Raw genomic sequence first — 13932 nt, forward strand, 5'->3', positions numbered from 1 at the left:
ATTGTAAATCCAACATTTTTTCATCAGCCAAATATTTGCTGTCCAGTAGGGTCTGCATCGGTGTTTTTCCAAAACAGTGCTTTCCTGTGTGGGTTCTTTCATTATTGTAATACTGCAACCAGCCATCCAGATCTACCTGTATTTCTTCAATGGAAGAATAGATTTTCTTTCTAAATGCTACTGCGTAAAACTCATCTTGGATGGTTCTGTGGAACCGCTCACAGATTCCGTTGGTCTGTGGGCTTTTAGCCTTGGTCCTTGTATGGTCGATATCTTCAATGGCCATGTAAAGTTGGTATTCATGGTGTTCTCTGTTGCCACAGTATTCGGTCCCTCTATCTGTTAATATCCTTAGTAGTCTCAGGTCCTGTTCTTCATAGAAAGGTAGTACCCGGTCATTTAGCATATCCGCAGCCACCAGTGCGTTTTTGCGGTCGTAGAGTTTAGCATGGGCCACCTTGCAATACGTATCAATAAAGGTTTGTTGGTAGATTCTTCCAACCCCTTTGATGGTTCCCACATAATAGGTGTCCTGGGCTCCCAGGTAGCCAGGATGGTGCGTTTCTATCTCCCCATGTGCTTTCTTCTCTTCCTTGGCCTTTTCTAGAGCAGTAAGCTGGGATTCTGTGAGGACCAATCCATCTTGCGCCATTCTGGCTTCCAAATATTTCAGCCTCTTTCTAAAAGTCTCCAGATCGTTGCGAAGCCAAACACATCGCACACCCGCTGGTGAAATGAAGATACCTTTCTTTTTAAGCTCGTTGGAAGCACGGAGTTGTCCATAGGCAGGAAATTCAAAAGCGATTTGCACTACAGCTTTTTCCACTTCTTCCTCAATTCGATTCTTGAGGTTTGGCTTCCTTCTATTGAGTTCTCGAAGTGCTAACTCACCTCCTTGGTCATAGAGCTCTTTGAAACGATAAAAGCTATCTCTGCTATAACCAAAAAGTTTACAAGCCTGGGATACGTTGCCCAATTGTTCTGCTAACTGTAATAAACCTACCTTAGATTTAATTACCTTTGTTTCTGTATTCATTCTGACAGTTTTAAGGATTAATATTTGTTGTTTTCACTCTTTAAATATAATTCTTAACTGTCAGATTTTATCGTGGTTACTTCACTTTAGTGAAAAGTTAATGCTTTTTTACTTGTTTTTTACCACAGTACTTCTTAACCTTCCACGGAGTTCCGTTTGATTTAACATATAAACCTAAGGATAGCCACCACCGGATTTTTGCTTGGTCTTTGTAATTAATGGATTTATCTTCTATGAACTGGATTCTTAAGCCCTTCTTTACACAGTACAATTTCAATGAATCGTGTAAGTCATAGTACGTGTTTTCATTCTTTAGCTCCCTGAATTTCTTCCATTGGTCAGGTATGTAGATCACAACGCAATCTATGTCAGTGCTCTTCAATGCCAACTTATCAATTTTGCTTTTCAGGTAATCATAAAATTGAATGGCGGAAAAACTGCTTACGTCATTATTGGGGATTGTAATCACAAATTCACTTTGAATAGTGTTAGGAATGATGAGATGCTTCTTAAAAACACTGTCAAATCCCGGGAATTCCTTCAAATACTCCTTTTCCCATATTGGACTGATTGTATTCAGTAGTGAATCTAAATGAGCTTTGATTTTTTCAAATCCAAAGTCAGGGGAAATAATAGCCAAGTTGACATTCGCAGTGCCATTGTTACTTTGGCCAAAGCTTTCTTCTAACGGGCCTAAAATTTTTAAGCCATTTATCGGGTGAATTGATTGCTTTGCCTCATCCTGATAATGAAAATAAATAGAAGGCTCATTAAGTCTCGTAAAGCCATTAAAGCAATAAAACTTATCGTTTACTTTTTTGGCTGCTGTTGAGTAATATTCTTCGAGCTTGATTTCAAAATCACCGTGCTTAAAATTCAAGTATTCATTTTTCTTCTTCAATTGGGTAAACCACCAGTGCATTTTTTGCCCATACTTGTTATTGTAGCGATTTGAAATAATAGTGTTTGAAAGATATTGAACAACATTTCTGGGAGGTTCACCACCTGCTGTTGTCTGTATATGAACTGTTGGGCAGAATAATAGATATAGCTCTTTATTGACGAACTCAATTTTAAACTCAAATGCCTCAAAAACAGCTATGTTTTGATGGATATTAAAATTGCGGTTTCGTTTTTTAATATCTGCAATTTCGCTATCACTCAGTGTATTTTCGGAGGAATAGAATTTTCTGATATTTCTGCCTTTTGCGTAAACGGACAATCCAAAATCATTGACCAAAGTTTTTTCAACCAACTCATATAGCATCCCTAAATAAAAGGAATCAGAATGATAATAGATATGCTCCGGTATGTCAGCAATTTTTAAGTCATCAGTTATATGGCTTGTTAGTGTTTCCTTAATTTCCTGCTCAACACCAAAAATCATCAGTGTGTCATTCTTGGTAAATGACGCAACTATGTTGGTACTACCAATTACTTGCCGTAATTTTTTCCATTTTCCTACCCCAGTTAAAGTGGTTTTCGTAGTAAAAGCGGTTTTAGGAAAGCTCTTTGCCTTTATTGCATTTAAAAGAATTGGCAAGGTTGCAGAGGGATTCTGACTTAATCTAAAAGCTTGTCTTTGTTCAAATCGTTCAGAAGCAATAGTATCAATTTGTGTATTTGCCAATTCACAGGTTCTATAAATCTCATGTAGAAAGTAGTCAAAGCTATCAATTTCTAAAAAGCCTGAACGTTTGTTTTGTTCTTGAGCTTTCTCAATTAATGCTTCTAACTCATTTGTCGGTTGTACTCCCTTTGGTATACACCAAATTAAACCTTTCGGAAAAGCATTGGGTTTCTCTAATGCTTTTTCCAATGTGGTCATTACTGATTTATCACTTCCCGAATACCCAACAACCAGCAAGCCTTTCTGGGTAGAAGCGTTTAATAATTTTGTATGTAAGCTTGCTTCTAACTCTTGAAGTTCTTCATCAGTATTTTGGAGCGGGTCATATCGGAAATCCCCATGAAGTTTTACAACTGTCGGAATATCCGAGTTGAATTGTTGAACGGAGCTTGCGTTATCAGGGGAAACAATTTGGCAACTTCTATAATTCAGGGCTGTAATTGCCTTTTCGATCAAGTCGTCAAAATTTGTAGTCCAGACCACATTGAATTTTTGTCGCTCTACCAGTGCTGATAAACAGAGAAAGCCAATGGACGGTTTTTTATCACGAACCAAATCTGTCAAAAACTCTTTTCTGACAAGTGAGTCGGGGTAGCATTCCTTGAAATAGTGTGAGTAGGGGTTTGCTATGTTGCTGTCGCCTCTTTGTTCAAAGTAATTTTGAATAATTTGTTTGTTAGCTTCAATTTTAAGGTCAGTAAACTTTTTGCCATTTATTATTTTCTTACTGCTAAGTATTTCTCTCTTAAAATGCCAAACTAAGTCACCTCCTGACGGGATACCAGAATTGACAGATGCGCCTGAACCTAAAAACAAATCGAATGATTGGTCTGAAAGTACCTTGAAACTTCTTATAAATGTATCTCTGTCTATTTTTCTCATAAATTGAAGGCTACAATTTCATTCTTTTTTGATTAGAGCAAATTTTCACCGCATGAAGCACAACGCCCGAGCTATGAGTAGTGTGGGAGCAAACTTGCGCTTAACTTCCGGCATTCACCTAGCAAAAGCTTTTTGTTTTGGTTTATCTTTTATTATCAGAGCAAAATCGAAAAGATTTTGCGACCACCTAAATATAGACAAAACTTTGATTTGAAGGCCAGGGCCCGCATTACTTATAGGTTTTGTTGCCAAATCGTTTTTCTTTTTGCGTCCGAGTAAAATCTAGCGTTCTACTTGCGTATTGAGTGCGTCTGAGTAAGAAAGCCTTGCGTACTACTCCGTACCCCTCCGAATCGAGCTAAAATCCATTTGCGTATGAGTGAGAAGTCACACCTCCATCCGAGTTTTGGCGCCCGGAACTATGAATCAAGGACAAGCTTGTCTACTTGCCTAAAATGTTTGGCAACGTTGTTGTAAGGTAACTTGTGATTATATATCTCACTTTTTATGCTTACTAATCTAGGAAAATTTTAGCAGATTAGGAATTTAGCGTTATGGATACAGGGTATTGATTGTCAATCAGAAAAGTAAACGTGATGTATGTTCCAAAAAAAGCTAGAGAAAGAAGGGGTGAAGAGGAGGTATGTGATGTTAATAACACCTAAAAAAAAGGAGCCATCCTGTATATAAAAACCATACATTACGGCTCCTCACTAAGCATTAACCGCCAACGTAGGTGCTCTTATTATTATTTTTAAGGTCTATGTGTTTTATAACTTTATAAACTATCATCCCAAGGACAATCACAAGACAAAAGGCAATAGAGATAAGGGGGTACTTATCCATTAAACTCATTACAGGCTCAATAATTTCAATAGCATTCATGATAATAAATCTGTTTTAATTTGGGCTTAACATTGCTTTGTTAGCTAATAGGTATACTTAAGATTGGATTAGTCGCCCCAGGTTGCTTTTAAAACTCCTAAATAACGTTAAGATTACCTTAAAATTTGTTAACGAGAAATTGTCCGCACCTCCTAGTCTTATTGGGATTAAGAAGTTTTTTTGGTAATGTGTTGGTTAACAATTTATTGGTGGTAGAGTGGAAGTAACTTGATACTTATACCGGTTTGCAAATACTATTTTTGTCAATAGGCATTTTCTAGTAAAAAAGCAGAAATTGGGATTCTACCACCTTTTCTTTCTGTTTTACAACAAAAATAGTGCGCTATAGGATGAAGATTTTAGTTTTGATAGGAATCAATATATACTTCTACCAACCAATATTTAAACCAACAAACATGAAAAATAGTATCGCAGTTTTCTTATTTTGCTTAATAGGAATGGGCCTTTATGGGCAGCGTGGAATGAAAATAGGAATTCATGGAGGCTTGCCTTTAAACGACTTTGAAGAAGAAGCGAGTATAATGTTGGGTTTAGATGCAGGCTATAGATTTGCTCTAGGTGAGGTGGTAGATTTTGGGGTGATGACAGGATATATACATGCTTTTCCAGAAAAATATCATCTGGATTATGGAGAAAACCTTCCTAGTATACAGTTTGTTCCTTTGGCCGGGTCTGTAAGAATATGGGCATCTAATTCTTTTTCTGTTGGAGGTGATATTGGTAAGGCTATTGGAATAAACGAGGGGAATAAAGGCGGATTCTATTATAGGCCGGCCATAGGATATTTAATGGGAGCCCAGACCGAAGTGAACATCTCCTATACGGGAATATCACTGGAAGAGAAGTCTTGGAATACCCTAAGCTTTGGTATTGTGTACACCATAGATTTTAAAAAGTATTAAATTCCTAGGATCCTTGTTTTAAACGTTACTATTCTATCTACAACCCAGTTGGTATTTTGTGGTAGTCTTTCTTTTATTTAAGGGGGTTATCTAATTTGTCCAATCATATACATTCTCCTCTTAGCAAGTTGGAAATAAACTATATAGGATACTATCTAGAACAAAATTGTGAGTTCGTTTTTTGATCTTCCAGGTACATTTTTTTTAAGCAATCTATTATCAATACATAAAAAAATAGCCTGATTCGCGAGAATCAGGCTATTTTTAGAGAACACTATAAACACTAAAAAAATTGCATAAACAATTATTGGTATAAATATATTATTAGAATGCTGTTTTTTAAAATTAATGTTGTGAAAGAGGTAATTTTTGTAGTTTCCCTTGTTAAATTTGTGGTTTGGGTAACATTTGGTTACATTTTGTAAAAATATTACGATATTTATTTTTTGAAACAAATTAGGCCATAATTAAACAATTGTGCGCTGCTTTAAATTTATAATACCTAAATAAATATATGCATCAATCGGAAAGATTAGAGGAGTTTAAAAAATCAGTTTACAACAAGTTCAATATTTATAATAGTCTGTTTCTAAATTTACCCTATCAAAATATTGAGAATGTAGGAATGCTGATTCCTTTATTGCTTAATCATGCGGATCAGGGGTTAAAATCCGGAAAGAATCCAGAAGAAATTTTGGATCTATTTTTTCGGGATTATGCCAAAATCGACTCCGAAAGGGACAGGATCGATTTTATGTTTCGCATCATTCAGTATGTAGAGCGGCAAGTAGTATTGTACGATAGTGTAGAGGATGCAGCGTTTCCTAAACTGCAAAAGCATAGTAATTCCCTGACAATCCGAGATTATTTTCAGTTGGTAGATAAGAATAAAAAATGGGAGAAAGTATCCGATAAACTATCTACTTTCAGTGCCCGTATTGTGCTTACTGCACACCCAACTCAGTTTTATACCCCGGCGGTATTAGATATTATTGGTAATCTTAGAAATTTAATCTTAGAAGATAAGGTTAATGAAATAGATTTGGTACTACAGCAACTAGGACTTACATCCTTAATAAATGCCAAAAAACCTACCCCTTTAGATGAGGCAAAAAATATTATCTATTTCCTTAGAGATGTTTATTATAAGGCTATTGGTGACCTGTACGCCTATATAAAGGATAATGTTGGAGATGTAGAGTTTAACAACCATAATATAATGAAGTTGGGCTTCTGGCCAGGTGGTGATAGGGATGGTAACCCTTATGTAACTTCTGGTATTACTAAGGATGTTGCAGATGAGCTACGAATAACTTTAATGAAATGCTATTACGGAGATTTAAAAAACCTGCAGCAGAAACTTACTTTTAGGGACTTACAAGACGAACTTAGCATTTTAAGGTCAGGATTGTATAAGACTATGTTTGATGCTGATAATTATCTTGGATATGAAGATATACTGGGCCCATTACAAAAGGTAAGAACTATCTTGGTTGATAAATACCACAGTCTTTACCTAAAGGATCTAGATCATATGATAGACAAAGTGAAAATCTTTAAGACTCACTTTGCAACTTTAGATATCAGACAAGACCATAGTGTTCACTATAAAGTAATAGAAGAAATCCTAAGGGTTAATGGATATATCCAAGAGAATTTAGAGGAATTAACCAAGGAAGAGTTGATAGATGTTCTTTTAACTAAGGATATAGACCTGCAAAACCAAACGCTTGAATTAGATATAGCGCAGGAAACCATTCAGAATATACTTCAATTAAGAAATATTCAAGAAAAGAATGGAGAGGAAGGCTGTAACCGATATATTATCAGTAATTCTGAAGATATCTTTTCTGTTCTCTTTGTATTTGGACTATTTAGATGGTGTGGTTGGGATGAGAAGAAGTTAACCTTCGATATTATTCCGCTTTTTGAGACCATGGTAGGGATGGAGAACTCTAGTGGTACCATGGAAGAATTATTTAATATCCCTATGTATAGAGCGCATTTAGAGAATAGGGAGTTAAAACAAACTATAATGCTAGGCTTCTCTGATGGTACCAAAGATGGTGGATATGTTAAAGCCAACTGGGAGATCTTTAAAACCAAAGAGCGATTGTCTACCATTTGTGATGAGCGTAATATTAAAGCCATATTTTTTGATGGTAGAGGAGGACCACCAGCTAGGGGAGGTGGAAAAACACACCGTTTTTACGCTGCGCAAACCAAAGACATTGCCAATAACGAGATTCAGCTTACGATACAGGGACAGACTATTACTAGTACCTATGGTACAAAGGAACAGTTTATCCATAACTCAGAGCAGTTGTTGACCGCTGGACTTTCTAATAACCTTTTTGGAAAGGAGAATGTTATCTCTTCGGATTCTAGAGAGCTTTTAGAACAGCTATCAGATCTTAGCTTTAAAAAGTACGATGCGCTAAAGAATCACGATAAGTTTATTCCTTATCTAGAGAATAAAAGTACGCTTAAGTACTACCAAAAAGCTAATATTGGTAGTAGGCCAGGGAAAAGAGGACATAAAAAGAAGTTAGAACTTTCAGATTTAAGGGCCATCTCTTTTGTAGGATCTTGGAGTCAGCTAAAACAAAACGTACCAGGTTATTTTGGAATCGGTACCGCTATTAAAACCCTAAAAGAGCAAGGGAGATTAGAAGACTTAAAACAATTATTCCAAGAAGTGCCTCTTTTTAAAGCCTTGATGATGAATAGTATGATGTCCTTGGCAAAATGCTATTTTGAACTGACGAGCTATATGAAAAATGATGAGGAATATGGCGAGTTTTGGACTATCCTCTATGAAGAATATTTGCTTTCTAAGGAAATGCTACTGCTTATTTCCGACTCAAAAATTCTGATGGAGAAAGAACCTATTTCTAGGGAGTCGGTTAAAATTAGGGAGAATATTGTATTGCCATTATTGGTAATTCAACAGTACGCCCTACAGAAAATGAGCAAGACCACAGAGTTTAATGACTTGTACGAAAAGATTGTAATAAGATCTTTATATGGAAATATTAATGCAAGTAGGAATTCTGCATAATAATTAGTTTAATTAGTTAACAAAGGTGTATTTACACCAAGGCTCCAGAACAATACTCTGGAGCCTTTTTTATTTCGCTACATTGGAGTAAATAAAAGAAGATTGTGGAAGTAAGTCTTATCGCGTTTATCAGCGTTCTAGGGAGAATCGGTATTTTTTTTGGTGTAGTATTACAACTAGAAACGCTATCAGTTTTACAATTTATAGTATTAAATAACTAGATGCAATAATGCAAAAAGTGTAGTACAACCCCTGTAGGTGGCAGATGATATAATATTGATTATCTTAAGGATCAATTTTGGTTAAAAATAAATATATTTATAATCTTAGGTATTATATACACGGCATGTATGAGTGGTTTACAACAGGAGTTTGAAGCTTGGATAAAAAACGAGTCCCCGTTTTTTAATTTAATGGGGCAAGATGTGCTTGATGGATTGTGGTATTGGGACCTTAATCAACCTAGTAATGGCGTTTTAAACGATAAGTTTTGGAACCTTCTTGGGTATGATTCTAGTTCCTTAGACCGGGAAACTGTGGATTGGCTCTCTTTAATAGACCAACAAAACCTTCAACTCATAATAGCGGCCTATAATAATCACCTTACTAACCCTAAACAACACCCTTTTAATGTAGAAGTAAGATGCAGGCATAGAAAAGGCTATCTATTGGCAATAAACTTAAAAGGGGCTATTTCTTATGATGAAATAGGTAATCCACATCGATTGATGGGTGTCGCAATTCAATTAGATAAAAACTTTGATGGTACTAAGCAATTCCCCTTTACAAAAGAACAATATATTGATGTTATTGAAGGGATAAAACTGGGTATTTGGAGTGGGAACATTAATACTGGTGAGGCATACTGTAATGATATATGGGCAGAGATGATAGGCTATACGGTGGCCGAGTTACAACCATTGACCACCGAAGTGTTCTATAGTCTTGTGCATCCCGAGGATAAGGAACAACTAGTTTTAAGTATAGATAACCTCATAAAAAATGAAGGGATATACGAAGTAGAGTTTCGAATGCGACATAAAAAAGGGCACTGGGTTTGGATTTTTTGTCGTGGGGAAATAACTGCTCATGACGATCAAGGCAATCCAGAAATTGTATCGGGAATGCATTATGATATAACCGACAAAAAGGTCAATGAGCAACTCCTACTAAAATACAAAGACCTGTTAGAGCGCTCTAATGAAGCCGCAAAAATTGGGCATTGGGAAATTGATCTTCAAAAAGAGAGTGTTTTTTGGAGTAAGGTGACTAAAGAAATTTATGACGTTTCCCGCGATTTTATTCCAGCCATAGAACTTGGCTTACAATTTATTGTTGAAGGAGAAAACAGGGATAGAATTGTAAGGCTTATGGAAAAAGCAGTGCAAAGTCCCATGGAATTTAAAGAGCAGATACAGATAAAATCTTCTAATGGAGTTGTTAAATGGATTCGGCTAATTGGTTTATCACAATTTAGGAATGGACAATGTACTAGGCTATATGGTCTTGTACAAGATGTGGATGATATAGAGAATGTACAGCTGCAAGTTAAATTAAGGGAGGAGGAGTTTAGGCAAACCTTTAATCACTCTGCCATGGGAATGGCTTTTATAAGCGTTACAAACCAACTGTTACAGGCAAATCCTGGCTTTTGTAAAATGTTTGGTTATACCGAGGCAGAACTCCAAAAATTAGACTTCCTAGAGGTTTCTCATTCTGAGGATTTTGAGTTAAATAAAGAGGCTATTAATGATGTCTTCACTGGTAAGCGTCCTTATTTTCGATATGATTATAGGTATTCTAAAAAGGATGGATCAATAATATGGACTAATTCGTTAATATCTGCAATACATAATGAAGAAGGGGAGATTATTCATTTTGTTTTACAGGTACTAGATATAACAAAACGTAAATTAAATGAATTGTCATTGCAGTATAAAGCAGATCTGATAAGGCGAATTAATGATGTGGCCAACATCGGTATTTGGGAGGTAGATATTGCTGCAGGTACTTCACATTGGAGTCCCATGATAATAGAAATGGCTGGAGTAGCAGAAGATTACACCCCCACTTTAGAAGATGTATATTCCTTTTTTAAGGAAGGGGAGCATCGTAAGACTATAAAAAGATCTATAGAACTGGCTATAGCGGAAGGAAAAGGCTTTAATCATGTGCTCCAAGTAAGGAGTACTACAGGGCGAGTATTTTGGTCTAGAACCATAGGAATTACCGATTTTGTAGATGGTGAGTGTAAGAGGTTTTATGGTTTTTTTCAGGATATAGATAAAGAAACAGTAGCCGCAAAAGAACTAGCAATTAAAGAAGAAGAGCTAAGGCTCACTTTTGAACATGCCCACACCGGAATGTGCATTTTAGATTTAGAAGGTAAATTGCAGAAGTCTAATATTAGTATGACCGCTATTTTGGGTTATTCTGAGGAAGAGATGCGCAATCTTACGTTTTTTGATATTACCCATCCAGAGGATATTGAAAAAACGGAAATACTTATGTCGGAATTGTTAGCAAGGAAAAGGGACTCCTACAAACTAGAGAAACGCTATATTCATAAGAATGGGGATGTTATTTGGGCTAATGTATCCCTATCTGCCGTTAAAAATGAAAAAGGTGAGTTTCTTCATTTTGTTTCTCAAGTAGAGGATATTAGCGATAAAAAACAACTCACGGATAATTTAACCGAACACAACAATAGGCTGGTTAATTTTGCCCATATTGTTTCGCATAACCTAAGATCACATACAAGCAACATTTCAATGCTACTAGATTTGGCACAGGATGATGACTCTGAGATAGTAGAAAATGAATATTTTAAAAACATAAGAACAGTGTCTGATAATATGAACGACACTATTTGTCATTTAAATGAGATCGTAGAAATAAACTCTAAAGTGAGTACGACCCTTACTTCACAAAATTTGTTAGAAAATGTTCGTAAGGCGGTTAAATCAGTAGAATCGTTGGCTAAACAGTCAGACACCACAATAGAGATTAATATTAATAAAGATCATAATGTAATTGCCGTTCATGCTTATTTGGAAAGTATTTTGCTTAACTTCTTAACCAATGCCATAAAATATAGATATCCAGGTCGTAAAAATCAAGTTGTATTTACCAGCGGGATTGAGGGAAATTATGTGTATTTAAGTGTTAAGGATAACGGTTTGGGGATTGATTTGAAACGTTATGGGACTAAATTATTTGGTATGTATAAAACCTTTCATAACCACCCCGATGCTCGTGGGATGGGATTATTTATAAGCAAGAATCAAGTAGAGGCAATGGGAGGTAAAATAGTTGTGGAAAGCGAAGTAAACAAGGGTACAAACTTTAAAACATATCTTAGGTATGAAAACAATTAAACAAGTTTGTATCATTGATGATGACCCAATTTTTGTTTTTGGAACAAAAAGAATGCTTACAAAAAATAATTTTTGTTCCAATATAGAGGTATATACAAATGGGGAAGATGCACTAGAAAGTATCTCACTTAGAGAAGAAAGCAATTTCCCTGATATTATATTCCTAGACCTTAATATGCCAGTAATGGATGGATGGGAATTTTTGGATGAATTCAGTAAACTTTCTAAGAAAAGTAAAGTGCTTTTATTCGTATTAAGCTCTTCTATAGATTCTCAGGAGGTGCAAAGAGCCAAAACCTATGATGTGGTCTATGATTTTATTGAAAAACCACTTACTAAGGATAAAATTGGTGTTTTGATTAATAAATTGGGAATAGAGGAGCTCTAAAAGAATGATCGTTTTTAGGACTCCTATCTGCCAATTTAAAAAGCTGCTATATGCATGAAAGTGTTTTATTGCCTAATTGCTATTCGCGCTTATCCAATTGGTATGTAGAAAGGTTCACTTCTAAAATTACAATTATTTTTATTTCTTTAAATTAGTCGGTTTGTATTCATAAACCAATTTTTCCTTTTTTAAACCCTAAGTATTTATCATGAGAGTTTTTTATTTATTACCTATTGTGCTCACCTTGTTTTTTGTGAGCTGCAAATCTGGCAAGAAAACGGATTTAGCCGCGTCAAAAGACCCTGTTCCTCCTAATATAGTAATTATCTATGCCGACGATTTAGGTTTTGGCGATGTTAGTAGTTACGGGTCCACGGAGTTGTTAACTCCTAATATGGATAGGATTGCCAAAGAGGGGATTAAATTCACTAATGGCTATGCAACATCCCCTACTTGTACTCCTAGTAGGTTTTCTTTGTTGGCTGGGACTTACCCATTTCGCCAAACTAAAGCCCAGGTTTTACCAGGAAATGCTCCTTTGTTATTCGATCTAGGGAAACAAACGCTACCATCCATGCTAAAAGGAGCCGGTTATACTACAGGGGTAGTAGGTAAATGGCATTTGGGTCTTGGTGGTGAGGAGCTAGATTGGAACGGGGAAATTAAACCAGGTCCTTTAGAAATAGGTTTTGATTATGCCTATATAATGGCTTCAACTAACGATAGGGTACCGTCTGTTTATGTAGAAAACCATAGGGTGGTAGGCTTAACGGCAGATGACCCATTAGAGGTGAGCTATAGAAAGAATTTTGAGGGAGAACCTACGGGAAAAGAAAATCCAGAACTTTTAAAAATGCATCCCAGTCATGGGCATGATATGAGTGTCCATAACGGAATTTCACGTATCGGATTTATGAAAGGTGGTAAGTCTGCCCTTTTTATAGATGAGGATATGAATGACGATTTTCTACGAGAATCTATAAAATATGTGACGGAGAACAAGGATAAACCATTTTTCTTATTCTATAGCCTGCACCAACCTCATGTGCCTAGGGTTCCACATCCTCGTTTTGTTGGAGCATCCGGACTTGGACCACGTGGAGATGTAATTGTGGAAGCAGATTGGTCCGTAGGGCAGTTTTTGGACAAGTTAGATGAACTTGGACTTGCAGAAAATACTATAGTGATTTTTACTAGTGATAATGGTCCTGTATTGGATGATGGGTACCATGATGATGCAGTAGTTAAAAATGGAGATCACACTCCAGCAGGTCCGCTTAGAGGAGGGAAATACAGCCTTTTTGATGCGGGTACTCATGTGCCTTTTATGGTGAGATGGAAAGGAACTATTGAGCCAGGAGTTTCTGATGCCCTAGTTTCTCAGATGGATTTTACCGCTTCTTTTGCTGCCCTTACCGGGCAAGAGAACACCACCCCAGACAGTAGGGATATCTTAGATGCATTCTTAGGAAAATCTGATAAAGGAAGAGAAAGTATCATTTTGGGGCAGAATAATATTTTTACATTCCGCCAAGGAGATTGGGTGCTTATACCCCCGCATAAAGGTGCTAAGCTAAATAGATATGTAAATATAGAGACGGGAAGAGATATGGAATACCAACTTTATAATTTAAAGGAAGATCCAGGACAACGGAATAATTTAGCTAAAAGTCACCCCGAAAAGCTAGAGCAGATGAAGTCCGACTTTGAAAAAGAGCGGGCTTAAAATCATAGAAAAATAAAACTTTCT

The 13932-nt window shown here is 36.2% G+C and carries 7 protein-coding genes and 1 pseudogene; 5 read left to right on the plus strand and 3 right to left on the minus strand.

Annotation, left to right across the window (positions count from 1 at the left end; translation table 11 throughout):
* Positions 1-10: 10 nt before the first annotated feature.
* The 3 genes and pseudogenes from H344_RS19540 to H344_RS21625 form a co-directional block, all read right to left on the minus strand.
* Positions 11-1036, minus strand: a pseudogene (locus H344_RS19540) (IS481 family transposase); the annotation flags it as partial.
* Between the two features lie 97 nt (positions 1037-1133).
* Positions 1134-3548, minus strand: a complete 2415-nt coding sequence (locus H344_RS0101605) for an SIR2 family protein (RefSeq protein WP_026808685.1) — start codon at positions 3546-3548, stop codon at positions 1134-1136.
* Positions 3549-4268: 720 nt separating this feature from the next.
* Positions 4269-4433: a hypothetical protein gene (locus tag H344_RS21625; protein ID WP_157378102.1), complete on the minus strand. Its 165-nt coding sequence runs from the start codon at positions 4431-4433 to the stop codon at positions 4269-4271.
* A gap of 416 nt (positions 4434-4849) precedes the next feature.
* On the opposite strand from H344_RS21625, the gene H344_RS0101620 reads away from it, so the two are divergent.
* From H344_RS0101620 to H344_RS19545, 5 genes are all read left to right on the plus strand, one after another.
* On the plus strand, positions 4850-5356 hold the full coding sequence (locus H344_RS0101620) for a hypothetical protein (RefSeq protein ID WP_026808686.1): 507 nt from the start codon (positions 4850-4852) through the stop codon (positions 5354-5356).
* 514 nt (positions 5357-5870) lie between these two features.
* The gene (locus H344_RS0101630; protein ID WP_026808688.1) at positions 5871-8417 is read left to right on the plus strand and encodes a phosphoenolpyruvate carboxylase; all 2547 of its coding nucleotides are present in this window, start codon (positions 5871-5873) and stop codon (positions 8415-8417) included.
* Positions 8418-8767: 350 nt separating this feature from the next.
* On the plus strand, positions 8768-11794 hold the full coding sequence (locus H344_RS20945) for a PAS domain-containing protein (protein ID WP_051254012.1): 3027 nt from the start codon (positions 8768-8770) through the stop codon (positions 11792-11794).
* Positions 11781-12182, plus strand: a complete 402-nt coding sequence (locus tag H344_RS0101640) for a response regulator (protein ID WP_026808690.1) — start codon at positions 11781-11783, stop codon at positions 12180-12182. Before H344_RS20945 ends, H344_RS0101640 begins: the two co-directional genes overlap by 14 nt.
* 208 nt (positions 12183-12390) lie before the next feature.
* Complete coding sequence (locus H344_RS19545; protein WP_034255983.1) at positions 12391-13908, plus strand: sulfatase family protein; 1518 nt, start codon at positions 12391-12393, stop codon at positions 13906-13908.
* Positions 13909-13932 lie beyond the last annotated feature (24 nt).

It is taken from the genome of Arenibacter latericius DSM 15913 (assembly GCF_000424985.1).
Classification (GTDB): Bacteria; Bacteroidota; Bacteroidia; order Flavobacteriales; family Flavobacteriaceae; genus Arenibacter; species Arenibacter latericius.